Here is a 20,940-nt window from a genome sequence, read left to right as displayed (position 1 = left end):
CCCGGTCCCATCCCGAACCCGGAAGCTAAGACCCACAGCGCCGATGGTACTGCACCCGGGAGGGTGTGGGAGAGTAGGTCACCGCCGGACAACCATTAGGTCGAGAGCCTCCAACCACCAGGTTGGAGGCTCTCCCCCTTTAACCCCCCAACCACCACCACCAACCCCCCCCGCCGCAGCCACGGCGGGGCACTGCCGGGCCCCTGCCTCCCGCCTCCAGACCGGAGTGCGTACGCTGAGGGCTGAAAGCGACGCAAAATGCGGTCGAAACCCGGAAATTTTCCCAAAAAAGCGCGAAAACACGCGGAATTTGCCGCCTTGGCGGCGGCAAGCTGGTAAGTTTTCGAAGAGTGGCTTGTATGCATGCCGCGTGCAGGCTTCAGAAATTAGAACCGTCCAGGAGGACATAAATGGCTAAGAACCGTAGTGAACTTGTTGCAGAGGTAGCTGGCAAGGCCGGCACCAGCCAGGCAGCCGTCAACTCCGTGCTCGATGCACTGTTCGAGGTTTTCGAGACCTCTGTCGCCGCGGGCGAGAAGATCACCATCCCCGGCTGGCTCGCCGTCGAGCGCACCGACCGTGCAGCTCGCACCGGCCGCAACCCGCAGACCGGCGAGACCATCCAGATTGCCGCTGGCCACAGCGTCAAGCTGACCGCCGGCTCCAAGCTGAAGGCTGCAGTCGCCAAGAAGAAGTAGTCTTCTTCGAACGCTTGAAAGGAGCGGCAACCCTAGGGGTTGCCGCTCCTTTTGCGTTCATCGCAGGCACACGGATTCGGCGCCCGCGCAGGCGTAGCGGACAATGGAGTTGTGCCTTCCGCAGCAAAACCCCGAACCCCAGCAGCCCCCACCCCGACCGCGGGAGGGCGTGGCTCCGGCGCCGGGACGGCGGGGATTTCCCGTGGCTGGCAGCTGGCCGGCCTGGTCGCCCTGTTCCTGGGCCTCGTGGCGGCCTTGCTCTTCTCCGGCGCGGCCGGGGCACGCTCGGTCTCTGATCCGGGCGCGCTGGTCCGCTGGGGGCTCCCCGCCAGCAAGGCCCTCCACAACGCAGCCTTGGCGACGGTGATCGGCGGCCTGATCTTCGCCGTGGCCATCCTGCCCAGAAACCTCACTGGCCGCCCGTCCAAGGACAAAGACGCCCCGGAGCATCCCGCCTTCACCCGTGCGCTGGCAATCACCGCAGTCGCCGGCGTCGTCTGGACTCTCTCCGCCGTCGGCGTGCTGGTCCTGAGCTACTCGGACATCGCCGGCCAGGCCGTTTCGGCGGACCCGGAATTCACCAAGTCCCTTGTCTACTTCATGACAGATATCGAGACCGGGCGGGCCTGGCTGACGGTGGTCATCATCGCCGCGGTGGTCACCACCGCGCTGTTCGGTGTCCGATCGCGGGGAGCGCTGGCGCTCACCCTCATTCTCTCCATGGTGGGGCTGGTCCCGTCGGCGCTGATCGGCCACTCGTCCAGCTCCAGCGACCACGAAGGTGCCATCAACTCCCTGGGCCTTCACCTCGTGGGTGTCTCGGCCTGGGTGGGCGGCATCATCGTGTTGACCCTCCTGTCGGGGGTCTTGGCGGGCTCGGCCGGGGCCGGCGCCGCGGGTAGGACCGACGTCACCGAGCCGACCTTCCGCCGCTTCTCGGCCTTGGCCGGCTTCGCGTTCGCCCTGGTCTTCGCCTCCGGCGTGATCAACGCGAGCATCAGGCTCACCAGCTGGACCGACCTCTTCGGGTCCGGGTATGGGCAGCTCATCCTGGCCAAAACGGCGGCCACCCTGGTCCTCGGCGGCATAGGCCTGATGCACCGCCGCTGGGTCATCCCCCAGCTGGGCGTCAAGGGAGCCGGCCTATCCGCCCGGCGCGTGCTCTGGCAGCTGGTGCTCGTGGAGCTGCTAGTCATGGGCGCGACGATGGGAATCGCCGTGGCGCTCGGCCGCTCGGCCCCGCCGCAGCCGCGAACCTTCGCCCCGGATGCTTCCCCGGCGTTCATCCTCTCCGGCTACGAGTTGCCCCCCGAGCTGACTCCGCAGCGCTGGCTCACAGAGTGGCGGCTCGACTGGCTCTGGGTTGCCGTCGCCGTCTTCGGCCTGGCGTCCTACATCCTCGGAATCCGCAAGGTCCGCCAACGCGGGGACTCGTGGTCCTGGTTCCGGACCATCAACTGGCTGATCGGACTGGTGGTCCTGACATTCGTGACGTCCGGGCCGCCGTCGGTCTACGGCCGGGTGCTGTTCTCCGCGCACATGGTGGACCACATGGCGCTGACCATGGTGGCGCCGATCTTCCTCGTCCTCGGGGCGCCGGTCACGCTGGCCCTACGGGCGCTGACCCCGCGGCGGGACAGCTCCCGCGGGCCGCGGGAATGGCTGCTGGTCTTTGTGCACTCAAAGTTCTCCCAGCTCGTCACGCACCCGCTGTTCGCCGCGGCAAACTTTGCCGGCTCGATCGTGTTGTTCTACTACTCGGACGCATTCGGCTACGCCATGCGCGACCACGTGGGCCACGAGCTGATGAACCTGCACTTCGCCCTCACCGGCTACATCTTCGTGTTGACCATGATCGGCACCGACCCCCTGCCGCGGCGGGCACCGTACCCGATGCGGTTGTTGCTGCTGCTGGCCACCATGGGCTTCCACGCCTTCTTCGGCGTCTCGATCATGGGCGGTACGGGGCTGTTGGCCGCGGACTACTTCGGCAACCTGGGCCGCAGCTGGGGCCCGTCGGCCCTGCTGGACCAGCAGATGGGCGGTGCGGTGGCCTGGGGGATCGGCGAGGTGCCCACCCTGCTGGTGGCGATCGGCGTCGCAGTCATGTGGTCCCGCTCCGATGCACGGGAGTCCAAACGCACCGACCGGGCGGCGGACAGGAATAACGACGCCGATCTCACCGCTTACAACGATATGTTTGCCCAGCTCGCCGAGCGCGACGCGAAGCTGGCAGAACGCAATTCAAAGCTGGAAGGACGCTGATGAGCGAAACCGTACGCACCCACCTCCGGGTCAGGGCATCCGAACTCGTAGGCCGTGGCTGGCTGAACACCGGGGGCAAATCCCTGGACCTTGAGTCCCTGCGCGGCAAGATCGTTCTGTTGGACTTCTGGACCTTCTGCTGCATCAACTGCCTGCACGTCCTGGACGAGCTTCGACCGCTCGAACAGCAGTACTCCGACGTCCTTGTGACCGTCGGCGTGCACTCGCCCAAGTTCGAGCACGAAGCGGACCCTGTGGCGCTGGCGGCCGCCGTCGAGCGCTACGAGATCCGCCACCCGGTCCTGGACGACCCGGAGCTGGACACCTGGAAGGCCTACACCGCCCGAGCCTGGCCCACCCTGGTGGTCATCGACCCCGAGGGCTACATCGTGGCGCACCTCTCCGGCGAGGGCCACGCGGACGGCCTGGCCGTGCTTATCCCCGAGCTGATCGCCGAGCACGAGGCCAAAGGCACCCTGCACCGCGGCGACGGGCCCTACGTGGCGCCGGAGCCGACGTCGGGGACGTTGCGGTTCCCCGGCAAGGCCCTCTACCTGCCGGCCGGCCGCGGCGGCCCGGCTGCACCGGAAGCCGCGGCGGAGTCCGACGCCGGGTCCTGGCTGGTCACCGACACCGGCCACCACCGGCTCGTGGAACTCTCCACAGACTTCGAAACGGTGCTGGGCACCTACGGTTCGGGCGAGAAAGGCTACGCCGACGGCGGTGCCGCTGACGCCCGCTTCAACGAACCGCAAGGCCTCGTGCTCCTCCCGGAGGCCGTGGCCGCGAAGGCCGGCTACGACGTCGTGATTGCCGACTCGGTCAACCACCGGCTCCGCGGACTCTCGCTCGCCGGCGGCACAGCCACCACCCTGGCGGGCAACGGCATCCAGCGCTTACTTGAGACTGGCCCGGCGCGCGTGGACGAGGAAGGGGCCGCCTACGGTGCGCCCCTGGAGGCGGACCCGCTGGAGGTTTCGCTGAGCTCCCCGTGGGACGTCGTCTGGTCCGGAAAGCTCAACGCCGTCGTCGTGGCCATGGCCGGCGTGCACCAGATCTTCAGCTTTGACCCGGTCACCGGTGCCGTGTCGATCGTCGCCGGCAACGGCCTCGAGGGCCTGCTCGACGGCCCGGCCGCCGAAGCCTGGTTCGCCCAGTCCTCCGGACTTGCCGAAGACGCTGACGGCAACATCTGGGTGGCGGACTCCGAGACCTCGGCGTTGCGCAAACTCGTGATCGCCGACGACGGCGCCATCACGGTTGAATCCGCGGTCGGCAAGGGTTTGTTCGACTTCGGCTTCCGCGACGGCCCGGCGGCTGAGGCCCGACTCCAGCACCCGCTCGGCGTGACGGTGCTGCCCGACGGCTCCGTGGCGATCGCGGACACGTACAACGGCGCGGTCCGCCGCTATGACCCCGCCTCGGGGACGGTTTCGACGCTGGCGCGCGGGCTGTCCGAACCATCGGACGTGATTGTGGACCACACCCGGGTGGCCGGTGCAGAGCCGCTGTTGGTGGTGGTTGAGGCCAACAAGCACCAGCTTGTCTACGTGCCGATCCCCAAGGAAGCGCAGCAGGTGGACGAAGGTGCCGCGCAGACGCAGCGTCCCAAGAGCCCCGTGGCTCCCGGGCTCCTGTCCCTGACGGTCCGTTTCACCGCCCCGACCGGACAGAAGCTGGATGACCGCTGGGGCGACCCGACGCAGCTGAAGATCTCCTCCACTCCGCCGGAGTTGCTGGTGGCCGGCAGCGGGACCTCCGTGGGCCTGCTCCGGACCCTGGAGCTGGCTTCAGACGTCCCCGAGGGCGTGCTGCACATAACGGCGCGTGCCGCGGCGTGCGACGGCCCCGAGACTGAAGACGGCGAGATCCCGGACCACGCGGCGTGCCACCTGTACCAGCAGGACTGGGGCATCCCGGTGCTCCTGCAGGCCGACGGAGACACCGAACTGGTCCTTGACCTGCGCGGGATGGACTAAGGCGCGCCGGACCGGCCCGGTTTTGGCTGCCGGTCCCGCCTGCCGACGCAGCTAGGGCGGACCGGCGCGGCCATTGCCGGGCCAGTCCGGGCCCGCGTTGTCCACATGGTCCCGTCCCTGCCTGCCGGGGCTGGCCGGGCACCTGCACAGTGGGGCCATGGATCCTGTGCAAATTCTCCTCTCCCAGGGCGGCGTCGCACTGACCCGCGCGGTCATTGCCCGGGGAGCGGGCGAACCGGCCGTGCGCCGTGCGGTGCGCAGCGGCGAAATCCTCCGGGTGGAGCGGGGAGTGCTGGCGCTTCCCGGCGCTGACCCCGAGCTGGTGGCCGCCAAGCAGTCCCGGGCCCTGCTGACCTGTGCCTCCGCGGCACCCCGGTTCAAGTTATGGGTGTTGCGACCGGCCTCCTTGCCGCACTACTGGCACGGAAACGGGCGGCGGAACACTGCCTGTGTCAGCCACCGAACAGCCCTGACCCAGTCGGCTTCGGGAGCGGTCGCGGGACTTCCCGACGTTTTGCTGCACGCCCTTCTCTGCCTGCCGCCCCTGGAGTCCTTGGTCATCGTCGAGAGCGCCTACAACCGCGGCGACATTGACTTGGGGTTCCTGCTCCGGCATCTTCGGGGAAACCGCTGCGGGAAGGCAAGGGACGTGGTGGCCCGGGTTGAGTGGGGCGCGGACTCTCTCTTGGAAACACTGGCACGGGTACTTTTCCGGGACGCTGGCATTTTCACCGAAACCCAGGTGTGGATTGACGGCATCGGCAGGGTCGATTTCCTGCTGGAAGGCTTCCTGATTGTAGAAATCGACGGACTGGCCTTCCACCTTGAGTCACGGCAGTATAAGAAGGACCGCCGGCGGGATAACGCCGCCATGGTCCAGGGCTTCCCCGTGCTGCGCTTCTTCTACGACGACGTCGTCTACGGCCCGGACGGGGTGCTCGCCCAAGTGCGGGAGGTACTGGCCCGGGGGTCCCAGCGGTGGCCGCAGCGGCCCGGCTTTGGTGCCCGCCGGTGACCCTAGGGCCGGAAAACAGGACCTGGCAGGCTCAAAAACAGGCCGGTTCCGCTCCGGGCAGGGAACACGGGCAGGCAAACCCGGCCGGCCTCTAGCCGGTGAGCTGTGGGGTGAGCTTGATCGTGTCGCCGTCGATGTCCAGGCGGGTGGTGAAGCTGAAATCGTGGACCGCGTTGAGTTCCGTGACGGCACCGGTGAAGAGGTCCTCCTGCCGTGCCTTGATGCGGGCCTTGCCGTCCAGCGGGGCGACCACCCAGCGGCCGCCGAAGGGTTCGATGCTGACGGCCGGGTAGTCCGTGATGCTCCAGTCGATGGTCCCTGGCACGATGCGGTTGTTGGTGGTGTGGTAGAACGGGCAGCCCGGCTGCAGCTGCTGCGCCTTGTCGGCCTGATCGGCGCAATTGTCCAGGAACTCCTTGACCTTGGCGCTGACGGCACCCTTGAGGCCGTCCGTGGCCTGCGTCAGCAGGTTCAGCGGCGCGGTGGGCATGTCCCGGCCGGAGAGGGCTGTTCGGGTCGCGGGCGCGGCGAAGAACTGGCCGTTCAGGGACGCCTCGTACTCGCCGGGGTAGAACACGGCGAAGGAGTTGCGGCCGTTGGGCATGTTCACCGGAACGCCGTTAAGGGAGGCCTGGTTCGAGTTCACAACGGTGACGTCCAGTACCGGCAACGCGGCCGGCACAAAGGACCAGTCGTGGAAGAAAAGCCACTGGGTGCCGGAGCTTTGTAGCAGGAACTCGGTGTGCAGCTGGCTGCCGTCGAGGGTGTAATCGACCGGCACCATGACCTGGTTGTTGCCCCGGTCCTGCGCGGCACCGACTTTCACACCGGAGATCTTCGCGGCCGCGGTCTTCAACGCCTCTCCGTCGAGCATCGCGGGGTTGCTTTGCGGTACGGTGGCGCGCAGTAGGCCGAGGGCTTTCGCGCCGTCGCCCTTCTGCAGCGCGTCCAGATATTCGCGCACCGGCTGCTGCGGACTGGCAATCGAATTGTTCACCAGATTGACAGCGACGACGGCGCCGGCCACGGCGAGCATCAGGCCCAACAGCCACAGGGCTGCAATCCTGACCAACGCCTGACTCATCTGCACGTACCTTAGATTACCTGCACGCCCGCTGAATACAGGTGCTGCCGCACGACGGCGGGAGGTCAGGGCACGGCGGGCACTGTCCGGCGGTGCCTAGCGGCGGCGCCGGGAAGCCGTGCCGAATACGCCGCGAAGCAGTTCCCGGCCCAGTTGGCTGCCCATGGACCGGACCATGCTCTTGAGGCCGCCGCCCAAGGCCCCGCCCAGCGCGCCGACTATTTCGCCGGCCACCCCACCGCCGGCGGGCGCTTCCGGGCCCCGCTGCGGCTGCGCTGCTTCCCGTCCGCTGTCCTGTCCCGGCGCCGGCCGGCTGCTGGGCCGCCCGAGGACGTCTTCTTCGATCTGGCGGGCGTCCGCGTCCACTGCGTTGGGGGAACCGCCGGCTGCGGGGCCGGTTGTCGCGGCCGCCTGGCCTGCCAGCTTCTCGTAGGCGGAGACGTTGTCCACGGCGGTGCCGTACTTAGCCAGCAGGGCGGAGCCGGCCACGCTGCTCTTGACCAGGTCGTCGGTGCTGGGGCCCATGACCGATTCCGGGGAACGCAGCCGGGTGAGCGCAACCGGCGTCGGTGCGCCCTTCTCATTCATTACGGTAACGACGGCCTCGCCGATCCCGGCGGAGGTGAGAGTTTCTTCAAGGTCGTAGTCGCTGACCGGGAACGTGGAGACGGTCGCTTTCAGGGCCTTGGCGTCTTCCGGGGTGAACGCACGGAGGGCGTGCTGGATGCGGTTGGCCAGCTGGCCCAGGACGTCGGCGGGCACGTCCTTGGGCGTCTGTGTGACGAAGAAGATCCCGACGCCCTTGGAACGGATCAGCCGGATGGTCGTGGTAATGGCGTCCAGGAAGGCCTTAGACGCACCGTTGAACAGCAGGTGGGCTTCGTCCAGGAAGAACACCAGCTTGGGTTTTTCCAGGTCGCCGGCCTCAGGGAGGTCGTGGAAAAGATCCGCGAGCAGCCACATCAGGAACGTCGAAAACAGCATGGGTTTGGTCTGCAGGGTGGGGAGTTCCAGGCAGGTGACGACGCCGCGGCCGTCCGGGGCGGTCCGGAGCAGCTCGGCGGTGTCGAACTCGGGCTCGCCGAAGAACTTTTCCAAGCCCTGCGCTTCCAGGTTAATCAGTTCGCGGAGAATGACGCCGGCGGTGGCCTTGGACAGGCCGCCCAGTTCCGCAAGTTCGTCCTTGCCCTCGTCCGACGTGAGGAACTGGATGACGGCGCGGAGGTCCTTGAGATCGATCAGTTCCAGCTTCTTCTGGTCCGCGAAGTGGAAGACCAGCTGAAGGCTGGATTCCTGGGTGTCGTTAAGCTCCATAACGCGGGAAAGCAGGATGGGACCAAAGGACGTAATGGTGGCGCGGACGGGGATGCCGTTGCCGTCCCCGCCCAGGGCCAGGAACTCCACCGGGTAAGTCTTGCCGGACCAGGCCTGGCCGATGCTCTCGGTGCGGGCCTTCATCTTTTCGCTGGCCGTCGCGGCCGTGGCGAGCCCGGACAGGTCGCCCTTGATGTCCGCGAGGAACACCGGGACGCCGGCATTCGAAAGCTGCTCGGCCATCATGTGCAGCGTCACGGTCTTGCCGGTGCCGGTCGCCCCGGCCACCAGGCCGTGCCGGTTCATCATCGCCAGCGGCAGCCGGACCTGGGCGTCCTTGTGGAGTTCGCCGTCGACGATCGCCGCTCCCAGCTCGATTGTGGGCCCCTCCAGGGTGTAGCCCTGCTGGATGGTGGCGACTTTATCTGCGGTGGATTTCATGGCCATGCCGTTAGCTTAGCCGGGTCCGGCAGCCCGGACCCGGCGTCGGCCGAAATTACTTTGCGTCGGTCAGCGCCTTGAGGACTTCCTGCGCGACATCCTCGCTGGACTGCGGGTTCTGGCCGGTGATGAGGTTGCCGTCGCGGACCACATGCGAGCTCCAGGCGGCAGCGTTCTCGACGACGGCGCCCTTGTCCTTTAGGACGTCCTCCACGAACCAAGGGGTGTTCTCGCCAGTGCCGCCGCCGAGTTCCTCTTCGTTGCTGAAGACGGTGACGCGACGGCCGGCGAAGGCGAAGGTACCGTCGCCGTCGACGGCGCTCAGCAGGCCGGCGGGGCCGTGGCAGAACGGGGCGATGATCTTGCCCTGGGCATTGGCTTCGGTCAGGAGCTTGCCGAGGTCTGCGTCCTGGAAGAGGTCCGCCATCGGGCCGTGGCCGCCAGGCATGACGATCGCGTCATAACCGGTGAGCCTGGCGTCGGCCAAAACCAGCGGCGCGGAAAGTTCGGCGTCGATCTCGGCAAGGTAAGCGCGGAAGCCGTCCGCACGGTCCTGGCCGCCAGCGGAATCGGGGGCCAGGCTGACCTCGTCCACGGTGGGCTTGGCACCGCCCGGGGTGGCGATGTGGACCGTGTGGCCGGCCTTGGTCAGGGTCTGGTGCGAGACGACCAGTTCCTCGGCCCAGTAGCCGGTAGGGTGCTTGCTGCCGTCGCGCATGGTCAGGGAATCGGCGGCGGATACGACCATCAGGATGTTGGCCATGGTGTACTCCTGTTCTGCCGGCCACGGGCCGGCTGGTGGGTGGTGATAGGGGGTGGGTCTAGCGTGCGGCTTCGAGCTCGGCGAAGGTGGCGCCGTCGAGGACGACGCCGGCGGCGGCCAGGTTTTCTTCGAGGTGCTTGATGGAGCCCGTTCCCGGGATCGGCATCATCACGGGGGAGCGGCGCAGCAGCCACGCCAGCGCCACCTGGGAGGTGGTGGCGCCCAACCGCTTGGCGGCCGCGTCGAGGGGGCCGCCCGGACGGGCCAGTTCGCCAGCGGAGATGGGGGCCCAGGGGATGAAGCCGATGCCCTTCTCCTCCGCGTAATTCAGGACGTCCTCGGAGCTGCGGTCGGTCAGGTTGTACCGGTTCTGCACGGTGGAGACCGTGAAGTGCTTCCCTGCCTGCTCCAGTTCGGCCACGCTGACCTGGGACAGGCCCAGGGCCTTGACCTTGCCCTCGTTCTGGAGCTCACGAAGGACGCCGAACTGTTCTTCGGCGTCGACCTTCGGGTCGATCCGGTGCAGCTGCAGCAGATCCAGCGCCTCGACCTTGAGCTTGCGCAGGCTCAGTTCGGCCTGCTGGCGCAGGTACTCGGGCCGGCCCACCGGCACCCACTGGTTCGGCCCGGTGCGGGTGAACCCGACCTTGGTGGCGATCTTCAGGCCTTCCCGGTAGGGATGAAGTGCCTCTGCAAGGATTTCTTCGCTGATGTTGGGCCCGTAGGAATCGGCGGTATCGATAAAGTCGACGCCCAGTTCAACGGCGCGACGCACGACGGCGACGGCGGCAGTCCGGTCGGCCGGCTCGCCCCAAACGCCGTCGCCGACGATGCGCATGGCGCCGAAGCCCAGGCGGTGAACCGTGCCCAGGTCCGACAGGTCGATCGTCGCAGACACTTCCTGATGCTGTGTGTTGTCTTGGCTCATGGAGGCGGCAACACACTAAGGGTGCTGAGTATTCCGCCGAGCTGCCCGCGGGCCAACCGTTCGGGCAGAAATAAGACGGGCGCCGGCGTCGTTGGCATTTGTAGGCGTCCGGGCGGTTTCCGGCCCGGCGCACCGGGGTCTCCCCACATTTCGCTCCGCTACGAAAGGCCGGCTTTTCCGTGACTGTTCCGCTTTCCATCCTTGACCTGGCAATCATCGGCAAGGGCCAGACGGCGGCAGAAAGCTTCGCCGGCAGCGTGGCCATGGCGCAGCGTGCCGAGGAGCTGGGGTACCGCCGCATCTGGTACGCCGAGCACCACAACATGTCGTCCATCGCGTCCTCGGCGACCAGCGTCCTGATCGCCCACATTGCCGCGCAGACGAAGACCATCCGGCTGGGTGCCGGCGGCGTGATGCTGCCGAACCACGCGCCGCTGACCATCGCCGAGCAGTTCGGCACGCTCGAGACCTTGCATCCCGGACGGATCGACCTGGGCCTGGGCCGTGCCCCGGGCAGCGATCAGAACACCATGCGGGCCCTGCGTCGCGACCCGATGAGCGCGGACAGCTTCCCGCAGGACGTCTTGGAACTGCAGGGCTATCTGACCGGCCCGACCCGTATCCCGGGCGTGGAGGCCACCCCGGGCAAGGGCACCAACGTGCCGCTCTACATCCTGGGCTCGTCGCTGTTCGGGGCCAGGTTGGCTGCCCAGCTGGGATTGCCGTACGCCTTCGCCTCGCACTTCGCCCCGAATGCGCTGCAGGACGCCGTGGCAATCTACCGCCGGGAATTCAGGCCCTCCGAGCAACTGGATGCCCCGCACGTGATTGCCGCCGTCAACGTGATCGCCGCGGATTCCGCCGCCGACGCGCAGGAAATGTTCCAGGCCACCAAGCGGGCCCGGGTCTCGCTGTTCTTCGGCAACGGACGGGTCTTCAGCGACGACGAGGCGGACATGATCCTGGACTCGCCGCAGGGCCAGCACATGGCGCAGATGATGAAATACTCTGCCATCGGCACCCCTGTCGCCGTGCTGGAATACCTTGAGGAGTTCACCCGGCACGCCGACGCCGACGAACTGATCGTCGCGCACCAGAGCGCCGCCGTTGCAGACCGGCTGCGCTCCGTGGAGCTGCTGGCCGAAGTCGCCGGAATCGCCGACCTCGCTCCGCGCCGCGCCTAGCGTCACGGCCGGCGGGCTGAGCCACGGCCGGGCCGGCTATTCGCAGGCGATCCCGTCGCCGTCGCGGTCCAGCTTGCTGCTGTAGCCTGGCTGGCCACGCCGGAGCGGGGCCGCGCCCGCGGCCCGCACGGCAGCGCAGTTTGCGTAGGAGACAGCGGCCGGTACCGGGAGGGGCGCCGGCGGCGCAGGGACGGGTGCCGGCGCGGCCGGGGCCGGGGCGGCCGGGGCCGGGGCGGCCGGTGCAGGGACCGGCGCGGCGGGAGCCGGAGCCGGAGCCGGAGCGGGTGGCTGCGCGTTCGTGGGGGCCAGAGCGTCCGGGCAGTCGGCAAGGATCCGGGCCATGGCGTCGTGCTCGGCTTGGGTGACCCAGAGCGCGTAGCTGGCCTTGACCGAGATCTGCCGGGCCACGTATGAGCAGCGGTAGGACTTATTCGGCGGCAGCCAGGTGGCGGCGTCGCCGTCGCTCTTTTGCATGTTCGCGGGGCCGTCCACGGCCAGGAGGTTCAGCGGATCGTTGGCGAATGCCAGGCGCTGGGCCGGGCTGAGCTGCTGGGCGCCCTTTTGCCAGGCATCGCTGAGCGCCACGACGTGGTCGATCTGGACGGCCGTGCTTGTGGTGTTTCCGCGGACGAAGCTGATCAGCTTGGCTGTATAGGGGTCGTTCAGGGCGCCGGAGAGCACGACGCAGTCCCGAGTCCCGGGCTTGAGGGCGACTGCTGTGAGGTCGCGGCGGAGCGTGTCGTTGCGGGTATCGCAGCCGTTGCGGTCGACGTCGGCCCAGGCCTGGCCGAACTGGTCGCGGGAGTATCCGGTCTTGGGCGCCCTGCCCTTGATCGGGAGGGTCGCCAGTACATCCAGGGCTTTACTGGCGTAGGCCGGCTGCTGCTGCGGAGCGGACGCCCCGGAGAGGGTGACAGCGGGGGCAGTGTCCGGGTCCAACGGGGCGCCGGCATCGGCCGTTGCGGTCGGCGTGGACGAGGGGGTCGCGGAGGGGGCGCTGGACGACGTTTCGACCGCGGGGTCGGCAGCGGCGGGCGTAGGGCCAGCGCAAGCGGTGGACGAGATCAGCAGCAGCCCGACGGCGCCGCAGGCGATCCAGTCGACGGCGCCCCTGCGTCCGGAAGCTCCCGAGCGAACGCTGGCGGAATCGCGCCTGCCGGCATCAACGCTGCCTGAAATGACCCTGCCTGAAACAAGCCTGCGCAATCGTTCCCCCAAATTCGTGCGTGATTCCCGGCCGTCTTCAGCCTGGTACAGCCTACCGGCGGCGTCCCCGGAACCGGGCCGGTGCCACGCCGGGGTCCGGGCTGGGAGTACTCAGGCGAGGAGCAGGGCCACTCCGATCATGGCGGGGACGGCGACCACGGTGGTGATCAGGACGGTGTCCTTGGCGACCGTGAGTGCGGTCCGGTACCGGTTGGCCACCACAAAAACATTCTGCGCCGTGGGCAGGGCGGATGTGACCACCACGGCGAAAAGGGCCTGGTCCGCCAGGCCGAGGGCGAAGCGTGCGAAGAGGAAGGCCAGCAGCGGGTGCACGATCAGCTTGAAGCAGCTGGCCAGCAGCGTGTCGGCGCGGCGCCCTGCCGAGCCCTGCAGTGGCCGTGATCCGTTTAAGCTCATGCCAAAGGACAACAGCATGGCCGGGATCGCGGCCCCGCCGATCAGGTGGATGGGTTGCAAGAGCAGGGCCGGGACTTCCCAGTTGGTCCCCGCCACGAGCAAGCCCAGCCCGGTTCCTACAATCATGGGGTTCCGCAGGATCATCAGCACGAAGCTTAGCGGCGTTGTCCGGTGGGCGCTGGTGGTGGCATCCAGGACCATGAGGAACGACGGCGTGAAGAAGGCGAGTTGGAAGATCAGCAGCGGCGCCACGTAGCTGGCATCGCCGAGGACGAACACTGCGATGGGAATGCCGAGGTTGGCGGAGTTGGCCAGCGATGCGCTCATCGACGACACCAGAGCCTCCGGCAGCGTGCGCTTCAGCAGGAAGCGCACGACGCCGAAATAGAGGGCCGCCGTCGTAAGCGCACCTACTGCGGCCACCAGCAGCGGCGCCGCGAAGACGTCATGCAGTTTGGCTTTGCTGAGCGTCTCGAACAGCAGGGCTGGGCTCGCCACGAAGTACGTCAGGGCACTGAGGACAGAGCGGGCGTTCTCGCCCAGAATATTGCGTCGGCCGACGAACATGCCGACCAGGATGATAAACCAGACGACGAAGAAGCCTGCCAGGACGCCTAGCACGCGGCTGTCCGCAGCGGAATGGGCGGGGGAGAGGCTGTGATCACCATCCCACAATAATCAGATTTGACCTCGGCCAGCCGCGTCCTGCCCTTACGGCGGCCGGACCGCTAGTTCAGGGTGGCGTTGTTCAGCGCGTACGGCGGCCGCAGGAGGCCGGCTGTGTGGCCCTCGGCGGGATCGTTGCCAATCTGGACCACCCTGTTGTCCTTGTCCACATGGACCACCTTGGGGGTGTAGGCCTTAGCCTCTTCCGTGGTCATCTGGGCGTAGGTGATCAGGATGACGAGGTCGTTCACGTGCATCAGGTGCGCTGCGGCCCCGTTGATACCGATGACCCCGGACCCGCGCTCGCCGGCGATGGTGTATGTCTCGAGCCGGGCGCCGTTGGTGACATCGACGATCGCGACGAGTTCGCCGGGAAGGATATCGGCAGCCTCAAGCAGGTCCAGGTCCACGGTGACCGAGCCGACATAGTGAAGGTCCGCGTGGGTGACCGTGGCGCGGTGGATCTTGGACTTGAAGATTGTTCGATTCATAACAGCACCAGTCTAGCGCCGGTGCCGGTCGGTCCGCTGTGAGCCAGCAGACACGGGGGGGTGCTGGCGGATGCGCTTTCAGGAGGCCGGCGCGATTGATGCTGCGGTCTCGGCGAGGATTTCGCGGGCCGCCAGGATGGCCGGACGTGTGGCGCTGGAGCGGCGCACGGACGTGAAGACGGTGCGGTGCGGATTGCCCGGGAGTTCGAGCAACTGGGCGGTCGTGCCCCGGCCGGTCCACACCAGGTCCGGCATAAGCGCCACCGCATTGCCCGATTCGATCAGGCGGATCTGCGCCTGAAGGTCGGCGGTCTCAAAGCGGACATCGGGTTCAAACCCGGCGCCCCGGCAGGCCTGCTCGGCCCAGTGCCGGGACGCCGCGCCGCGGGGCTCCATCACCCACGGCAGGCCCGCGGTGTCCGCAAGGGAGTTGACAGGTAGGCGCTCCGGCGACGCAGGCGGGACCGCCAGCCGGATCGCGTCGCCGGTCAGGCGGATCCGGTCCAGTTCAGCGTACCGGGGCGCCGCGTGACCCGGATACTGTTCGGCAATGACCAGATCGAAGTCCCGCGCCCAGGTTTCGTGGAGGGCCGTCTCGGGTTCCCGCTGGATCATTTCGACCCGGACCTCCGGGTAGCTGGCGGACATCCGGGTCAGGGCATCGGGCATCAGGGCCAACGCCGCGGATTGGAAGACGGCGATCCGCACCGTGCCGGTCACCGTGGTCAGCGACGCGGCAAGGTCCGCCTCCGCCTGCTCCAGCGTTTCCAGCAGCTGGGCGGTATGGGCCACCAGCACTTCCGCCTGCGGAGTGAGCTGCACCCGGCGGCCTGTTTTCCGCAGGAGTTCGACGCCGGCTTCCTTCTCGAGCAGCGCCAGCTGCTGCGAGACCGACGACGGGCTGTACTGCAGCGCTTCGGCGACTTCGGCCAGCGTGCCGCGGATCTTCAGTTCGCGCAGCAGGCGCAACCGCCGGACGTCGAGCATCAATATTCCTTTGTGAATTCTAATGGTTATTGATTAGGAGAATTCACTTTATCTAATGGAATCCGGCTTGCATACTGTTGTCACCGAGTAAGCCCCATCACAGGGCGGGTTGATGGGCGACACCTCTATGCGGGAGGCCCCGATGAGCACCAGAGACTTGACCAAATCGATCATGCGGCGCAAGCCCATCGATGACATTGAAGAGGAAAACAAACACAGCGGCTTGTTCAAAAGCCTGGGTCTGTGGCAACTGACGGCCATCGGCGTCGGCGGCATTATCGGCGTCGGCATCTTCTCGCTGGCGGGCCTGGTGGCCCACGGCAGCCAGGGTGAGCCCGGCGTCGGCCCGGCCGTGCTGGTGTCCTTCCTGATCGCGGGGCTGGCGTCCGCGGCGGCAGCCCTGTCCTACGCCGAATTCGCGGGCATGATTCCGCGCGCCGGCTCGGCCTATACCTACGGGTATGTGGCGCTGGGTGAGGTGATCGGCTGGTTCATCGGCTGGGACCTGCTGCTGGAGTACGTCGCGATCGTGGCGGTGGTCGCCATCGGCATCTCCGGCTACTTCGACGCGTTCCTCGCCGGAATCGGACTCCACATGCCCGCCTGGATGACCTCGACGTTCGATGAGGGGACGGGCGGCGTCGTCAATGTCCCCGCGATTGCCGTCTGCCTGCTGGTGACCTGGATCCTTTCCCGCGGCACCAAGACCTTCGGCCGGTTCGAGCTGGTGGCGGTTGCCATCAAGGTGGTCCTCATTCTGTTCATCATCGGCCTGGGCATCTTCTACATCAACACCAACAACTACAACCCGTTCATGCCCAGCGGCTTTGGCCCCGTACTGGCCGGCTCCGCCACGGTGTTCTTCGCGGTGTTCGGCTACGACGCCATGAGCACGGCCGCGGAGGAAGCGACGGACGGGAAGAAGCACATGCCGAAGGCGATCATCATGTCCCTGATCGTCGCCATGCTGCTCTACGCCGCCGCGACTTTGGTCCTGACGGGCATGCAGAACTACAAGGACATCGACCCCAAGGCCGGCTTCGCGTCCGCCTTCAACGGAGTGGGTCTGCCGGTGATTGCGACGATCATTTCCGTCTTTGCCGTGCTGTCCATTTTGACCGTGATGCTGACGTTCCTCCTCGGTGTCACCCGGGTCTGGTTCTCGATGAGCCGCGACGGCCTGCTGCCGGGTTGGTTTGCCAAGACGGACCGCCACGGCACCCCGCAGCGCGTGACGTGGATTGCGGGCGCGGCATCGGCTGTGCTGGCGGGAGTCTTCCCGATCAAGGCCGTCGCGGACCTGACGAACATCGGCATCCTGGCCGCGTTCGTCGTCGTCTGCCTCTCCGTTATTATTTTCCGTTACAAGAGGCCCGAGGCCCCGCGAACCTTCCGGCTGCCTTTCATGCCTGTGGTTCCGCTCTTCGGCATGCTGGCCTCTCTGTTCCTGATGGTGCAACTGCACTGGGAGACGTGGGTCCGTTTCGTCGTCTGGCTGGTCGTCGGGTTGGCCATCTACTTCGGTTATGGCCGCAAGCATTCCTTGATGAACCCGGACAGCCCGCGGCACGAGGAAGCCGTCGAGATGCACCGCCACGTCGGCTAGCCGGGAGAGGACGACGACGGCGTTGGGCGCTCCCGCCCACGCCACCCTCGACGCGCCCCCGCAGATCCGGTCGGGATCTGCGGGAGCGTCGCGCCGAAGGCCGCCGGACCTGAGGGAGCGTCGCAGGGAAGGGTGCCGGATCTGCGGGAGCGTCGCGGGGAGCCGGGGATGACGGAAGGTTCTAGATTTCTAACCAGTATTGCTCGGAAAACATCGCTTTATCTTATGAAAACCCGGTCGCATACTGAATCTAGAACCGTCCACATATTGAGAAAGAACGAGTGCAGCCATGACCCATACTTCAACGGATTCCGGGCCTGAAGCCGGCAACGATGCCGTCTCGGAAGGCTCGCCCGTGCTGGAGGCCTCGGCCCTCGCCGGGGAGACCATCGCGCTGGTCCGCCGCTGGCTCACCGCGGCGGCCGAAGTACCCGTCGATGCCTCCGCCGCGCAGCTCGCCGGCGTGTTGAAGGACCCGAACGGGTTGGACTTCACGGTCGGGTTCGTGGACGGCGTCGTCCGACCCGAAGACCTGCAGGTCGCCGCGCGCAACCTCGCCGCCCTTGCCCCCAAGGTCCCGGCATTCCTGCCGTGGTACATGCGCAGCGCGGTCCGCGTCGGTGGGGCGATGGCCCCGGTCCTGCCCCAGGTCGTCATCCCGATTGCGCGCCGCGTGCTCCGTGAAATGGTGGGCCACCTGATCGTCGACGCGACCGACGCCAAGCTGGGCCCGGCCATCGCGAAGATCCGCAAGGACGGCATCAAACTGAACGTGAACCTGCTGGGTGAGGCCGTACTGGGCGAACACGAAGCCTCCCGCCGGCTCGAGGGCACGCACACCCTCCTCGCCCGGCCCGATGTGGACTACGTTTCCATCAAGGTTTCCTCCACCGTGGCCCCGCACTCCGTCTGGGCCTTCGAGGAGGCCGTGGAGCACGTGGTCGAGAAGCTCACGCCGCTCTTCGCCCGGGCGGCATCCTTCCCCAAGGCCAAGTTCATCAACCTGGACATGGAGGAATACAAGGACCTGGACATGACCATTGCGGTCTTCACCCGGATCCTGGACAAGCCCGAGTTCAAGGACCTGGAGGCCGGCATCGTGCTCCAGGCCTACCTGCCGGATGCCCTGTCCGCGATTATCCGGCTGCAGGACTGGGCCGCCGCCCGGCGCGCCGACGGCGGCGCCGCGATCAAGGTCCGCGTGGTCAAGGGCGCCAACCTGCCGATGGAACAGGTTGAGGCCTCCGTCCACGGCTGGCCGCTCGCCACCTGGGGCACCAAGCAGGATACCGATACCAACTACAAGCGCGTCATTAACTACTCACTGCACCCTGACCGGGTCCGCAACGTCCGGATCGGCGTCGCCGGCCACAACCTCTTCGACGTCGCCTTCGCCTGGCTGCTGGCCAAGCAGCGCGGCATCGCGGATACCGCACGGCAGAGTATCGAGTTCGAGATGCTGCTCGGCATGGCGCAGGGCCAGGCAGAAGCCGTCAGGAAAGACGTCGGCTCGCTCCTGCTCTACACCCCGGTGGTCCATCCCGCCGAGTTCGACGTGGCGATCGCCTACCTGATCCGCCGCCTCGAGGAGGGCGCCAGCCAGGACAACTTCATGTCCGCCGTGTTTGAGCTCAGCGAAAACGAATCTCTCTTCGAGCGCGAGAAGCAGCGTTTCCTCGCCTCGCTCGCTAAGCTCGACGACGACGTCCCGGTCCCGAACCGCCTGCAGAACCGAGCCCTTCCGGCTGAGCCGATGCCGGCCGACTCCTTCGAAAACACCGCGGATACCGATCCGTCGCTGCCCGCCAACCGCGACTGGGGCCGCGCCATCCTGGGCCGCGTGGCAACTTCCATGCTGGGCAACGCCGCCGTCGAGGCCGCCACGATCACCGATGAGGCGACCCTGGACGCCGTCATCGACACTGCCCTGGCCAAGGGCAAGGCCTGGGGCGCCCTCACCGGCGCCGAGCGGGCCGAGGTCCTGCACCGCGCCGGCGACGTCCTGGAGTCCCGCCGAGCCGACCTCCTCGAAGTCATGGCGAGCGAGACCGGCAAGACGATCGACCAGGGCGATCCCGAGGTCAGTGAGGCCGTCGACTTCGCGCATTACTACGCCGAGGCGGCACGCAAGCTCGACGACGTCGACGGCGCCACGTTCGTCCCGGCGAAGCTGACCGTGGTGACTCCGCCGTGGAACTTCCCGGTCGCCATCCCCGCCGGTTCCACCCTCGCCGCGCTCGCGGCCGGCTCCGCCGTCGTGATTAAACCCGCGAAGCAGGCCCGTCGCAGCGGTGCCGTCATGATCGAAGCGCTCTGGGAAGCCGGCGTGCCGCGCGACGTGCTGACCATGGTGCAGTTGGGCGAGCGGGAGCTGGGTCAGCGGTTGATCTCTCACCCCGCCGTGGATCGCGTCATCCTGACCGGCGGCTACGAGACGGCCGAGCTGTTCCGCTCCTTCCGGAAGGACCTGCCCCTGCTGGCCGAAACCAGCGGTAAGAACGCCATCATCGTCACCCCGAGCGCCGACCTGGACCTGGCCGCGAAGGACGTCGCGTACTCTGCCTTCGGCCACGCCGGCCAGAAATGCTCCGCCGCGTCGCTGGTGATCCTGGTGGGGTCTGTCGCCACTTCCAAGCGCTTCCACAACCAGCTGATCGACGCTGTTACCTCGCTCAAGGTCGGCTACCCTGAGGATCCCGCCAGCCAGATGGGGCCGATCATCGAGCCTGCCGGCGGCAAGCTCCTCGATGCGTTGACCACCCTCGGCGAGGGCGAGGCCTGGGCCGTTGAGCCGAAGCAACTGGACGAGTCCGGCCGGCTCTGGAGCCCGGGTGTTCGCTACGGGGTTCGGCGCGGATCGTATTTCCACCTCACAGAGTTCTTTGGCCCGGTCCTGGGAGTCATGACGGCGGAGACCCTGGAGGAGGCCATCGCTCTCCAGAACCAGATCGAGTACGGACTGACCTCGGGCCTGCACTCGCTCAATTCGGACGAACTGGCGCTCTGGCTGGACACCGTCCAGGCTGGCAACCTCTACGTCAACCGCGGCATCACCGGAGCCATCGTGCAGCGTCAACCCTTCGGCGGCTGGAAGAAGTCCGCCGTCGGAGCCGGCAGCAAGGCCGGCGGCCCCAATTACCTCGCTGGGCTCGGTGAATGGGTCAGCAAGCCCAGTACCGCCGGGACCGCCGCAACCGCCCAGCCGGCGCTGCACTCCGGCGTGCGCCGGATCGAGGAGGCGGCCAAGGGATTCCTGACCGCCGCTGAGCTCGCCCCGCTGCAGCGCTCGCTGGCCTCGGACGCCCAGGCCTGGGCCGGGGAATTCGGCACCGCCAGGGACGTCTCCGGGCTGAGCGCCGAACGCAACGTCTTCCGCTACCGCCCGCTGCCGGTCACGGTGCGCTTCTCCGAGGGGGAGCCGCTCGGCCGGTTGGTCCGGGTTGTTGCGGCCGGCGTGCTGGCGGGATCGGAACTCTCGGTATCGAGCGCCGTCCAGCTTCCCTCGCAGCTTCGCGCCGTGTTCTCCGGACTCGGGATCGGCGTCACGGCGGAGAACGACGCCGAATGGCTGGCGACCGCCGCGCGGCTGGCCGCGGCAGCGAAGCTGTCGGTGCCGCGGATCCGGCTGATCGGCGGCGACGCGAAGGCGCTGGCGGAAGCCACCGGCGGCCGCCCCGACCTGGCTGTGTACTCCCACTCGGTCACGGAAGCCGGGCGCGTGGAGCTGCTGCCGTTCCTGCATGAGCAGGCCGTCAGCATCACGGCTCACCGCTTCGGAACCGCCAACAATATCTCCGACGGCCTGATCTAGGCGGGGTTCCGGGAACCTCGCAGCCCGGAAAGCAACATCGCCGCTGTGGCCGCACTTCGGCGCGGCCACAGCGGCGATGTTAAAG

General features: G+C 67.4%; 15 protein-coding genes and 1 rRNA gene. 8 read left to right on the top strand and 8 right to left on the bottom strand.

Features of this window, described 5'->3' with window-relative positions; translation table 11 throughout:
- From rrf to AC1DGI_RS14985, 5 genes are all read left to right on the top strand, one after another.
- Positions 1-90: ribosomal RNA gene (gene rrf, locus AC1DGI_RS15005) — 5S ribosomal RNA — on the top strand; the annotation flags it as partial.
- Positions 91-410: 320 nt separating this feature from the next.
- Positions 411-698 (top strand): HU family DNA-binding protein, encoded by a 288-nt coding sequence (locus AC1DGI_RS15000; protein WP_011776355.1) that lies wholly within the window; start codon positions 411-413, stop codon positions 696-698.
- A gap of 111 nt (positions 699-809) precedes the next feature.
- A complete protein-coding gene (locus AC1DGI_RS14995; protein WP_476899406.1) occupies positions 810-2,963 on the top strand; it encodes a bifunctional copper resistance protein CopD/cytochrome c oxidase assembly protein in 2,154 nt (717 codons plus the stop codon).
- Positions 2,963-4,942 (top strand): NHL domain-containing thioredoxin family protein, encoded by a 1,980-nt coding sequence (locus AC1DGI_RS14990; protein WP_476899405.1) that lies wholly within the window; start codon positions 2,963-2,965, stop codon positions 4,940-4,942. The genes AC1DGI_RS14995 and AC1DGI_RS14990 overlap by 1 nt, the downstream gene beginning before the upstream one ends.
- Positions 4,943-5,099: 157 nt before the next feature.
- A complete protein-coding gene (locus tag AC1DGI_RS14985; RefSeq protein WP_441402707.1) occupies positions 5,100-5,957 on the top strand; it encodes a DUF559 domain-containing protein in 858 nt (285 codons plus the stop codon).
- A gap of 91 nt (positions 5,958-6,048) precedes the next feature.
- Here AC1DGI_RS14985 and AC1DGI_RS14980 read toward each other — a convergent pair whose 3' ends face one another.
- From AC1DGI_RS14980 to AC1DGI_RS14965, 4 genes are all read right to left on the bottom strand, one after another.
- A complete protein-coding gene (locus AC1DGI_RS14980; RefSeq protein WP_441402706.1) occupies positions 6,049-7,041 on the bottom strand; it encodes a hypothetical protein in 993 nt (330 codons plus the stop codon).
- A 96-nt stretch (positions 7,042-7,137) separates the two neighbouring features.
- Positions 7,138-8,802 carry a helicase HerA-like domain-containing protein gene (locus tag AC1DGI_RS14975; RefSeq protein WP_441402705.1) on the bottom strand — a complete coding sequence of 555 codons (1,665 nt, stop codon included), beginning with the start codon at positions 8,800-8,802 and terminating at the stop codon, positions 7,138-7,140.
- A gap of 49 nt (positions 8,803-8,851) precedes the next feature.
- Positions 8,852-9,559: a type 1 glutamine amidotransferase domain-containing protein gene (locus AC1DGI_RS14970; protein ID WP_476899404.1), complete on the bottom strand. Its 708-nt coding sequence runs from the start codon at positions 9,557-9,559 to the stop codon at positions 8,852-8,854.
- Positions 9,560-9,617: 58 nt separating this feature from the next.
- Entirely contained in the window at positions 9,618-10,487 is an 870-nt protein-coding gene (locus AC1DGI_RS14965; protein ID WP_441402721.1) for an aldo/keto reductase, read from the bottom strand.
- A 179-nt stretch (positions 10,488-10,666) separates the two neighbouring features.
- On the opposite strand from AC1DGI_RS14965, the gene AC1DGI_RS14960 reads away from it, so the two are divergent.
- Complete coding sequence (locus tag AC1DGI_RS14960; RefSeq protein ID WP_441402720.1) at positions 10,667-11,671, top strand: LLM class flavin-dependent oxidoreductase; 1,005 nt, start codon at positions 10,667-10,669, stop codon at positions 11,669-11,671.
- Positions 11,672-11,707: 36 nt separating this feature from the next.
- Here AC1DGI_RS14960 and AC1DGI_RS14955 read toward each other — a convergent pair whose 3' ends face one another.
- The 4 genes from AC1DGI_RS14955 to AC1DGI_RS14940 form a co-directional block, all read right to left on the bottom strand.
- Positions 11,708-12,877: a GmrSD restriction endonuclease domain-containing protein gene (locus AC1DGI_RS14955; protein WP_441402719.1), complete on the bottom strand. Its 1,170-nt coding sequence runs from the start codon at positions 12,875-12,877 to the stop codon at positions 11,708-11,710.
- Between the two features lie 111 nt (positions 12,878-12,988).
- Positions 12,989-13,915 carry an AEC family transporter gene (locus AC1DGI_RS14950; RefSeq protein WP_476899403.1) on the bottom strand — a complete coding sequence of 309 codons (927 nt, stop codon included), beginning with the start codon at positions 13,913-13,915 and terminating at the stop codon, positions 12,989-12,991.
- 107 nt (positions 13,916-14,022) lie between these two features.
- Positions 14,023-14,451, bottom strand: a complete 429-nt coding sequence (panD, locus tag AC1DGI_RS14945) for an aspartate 1-decarboxylase (RefSeq protein ID WP_441403538.1) — start codon at positions 14,449-14,451, stop codon at positions 14,023-14,025.
- 78 nt (positions 14,452-14,529) lie between these two features.
- Positions 14,530-15,438 carry a LysR substrate-binding domain-containing protein gene (locus AC1DGI_RS14940; RefSeq protein WP_476899402.1) on the bottom strand — a complete coding sequence of 303 codons (909 nt, stop codon included), beginning with the start codon at positions 15,436-15,438 and terminating at the stop codon, positions 14,530-14,532.
- 142 nt (positions 15,439-15,580) lie between these two features.
- On the opposite strand from AC1DGI_RS14940, the gene AC1DGI_RS14935 reads away from it, so the two are divergent.
- Positions 15,581-17,044, top strand: a complete 1,464-nt coding sequence (locus AC1DGI_RS14935; protein WP_476899401.1) for an amino acid permease — start codon at positions 15,581-15,583, stop codon at positions 17,042-17,044.
- A 289-nt stretch (positions 17,045-17,333) separates the two neighbouring features.
- Positions 17,334-20,855, top strand: a complete 3,522-nt coding sequence (locus AC1DGI_RS14930; protein ID WP_476899400.1) for a bifunctional proline dehydrogenase/L-glutamate gamma-semialdehyde dehydrogenase — start codon at positions 17,334-17,336, stop codon at positions 20,853-20,855.
- Positions 20,856-20,940: the final 85 nt, after the last annotated feature.

Source organism: Arthrobacter sp. 05N428_2 (assembly GCF_056397065.1).
Note: the sequence above shows the minus strand (reverse complement) of the source record. Positions and strands in the feature narration are given on the sequence as shown.

Bases quoted from the DNA above. Each gene is read 5' to 3' on its own strand.
- AC1DGI_RS14990 (WP_476899405.1), top strand. From the start codon at position 2,963: ATGAGCGAAACCGTACGCACCCACCTCCGGGTCAGGGCATCCGAACTC.
- AC1DGI_RS14985 (WP_441402707.1), top strand. From the start codon at position 5,100: ATGGATCCTGTGCAAATTCTCCTCTCCCAGGGCGGCGTCGCACTGACC.
- AC1DGI_RS14965 (WP_441402721.1), bottom strand. From the start codon at position 10,487: ATGAGCCAAGACAACACACAGCATCAGGAAGTGTCTGCGACGATCGAC.
- AC1DGI_RS14975 (WP_441402705.1), bottom strand. From the start codon at position 8,802: ATGGCCATGAAATCCACCGCAGATAAAGTCGCCACCATCCAGCAGGGC.
- AC1DGI_RS14980 (WP_441402706.1), bottom strand. From the start codon at position 7,041: ATGAGTCAGGCGTTGGTCAGGATTGCAGCCCTGTGGCTGTTGGGCCTG.
- AC1DGI_RS15000 (WP_011776355.1), top strand. From the start codon at position 411: ATGGCTAAGAACCGTAGTGAACTTGTTGCAGAGGTAGCTGGCAAGGCC.
- AC1DGI_RS14930 (WP_476899400.1), top strand. From the start codon at position 17,334: ATGACCCATACTTCAACGGATTCCGGGCCTGAAGCCGGCAACGATGCC.
- AC1DGI_RS14970 (WP_476899404.1), bottom strand. From the start codon at position 9,559: ATGGCCAACATCCTGATGGTCGTATCCGCCGCCGATTCCCTGACCATG.
- AC1DGI_RS14935 (WP_476899401.1), top strand. From the start codon at position 15,581: ATGAGCACCAGAGACTTGACCAAATCGATCATGCGGCGCAAGCCCATC.
- panD (WP_441403538.1), bottom strand. From the start codon at position 14,451: ATGAATCGAACAATCTTCAAGTCCAAGATCCACCGCGCCACGGTCACC.
- AC1DGI_RS14940 (WP_476899402.1), bottom strand. From the start codon at position 15,438: ATGCTCGACGTCCGGCGGTTGCGCCTGCTGCGCGAACTGAAGATCCGC.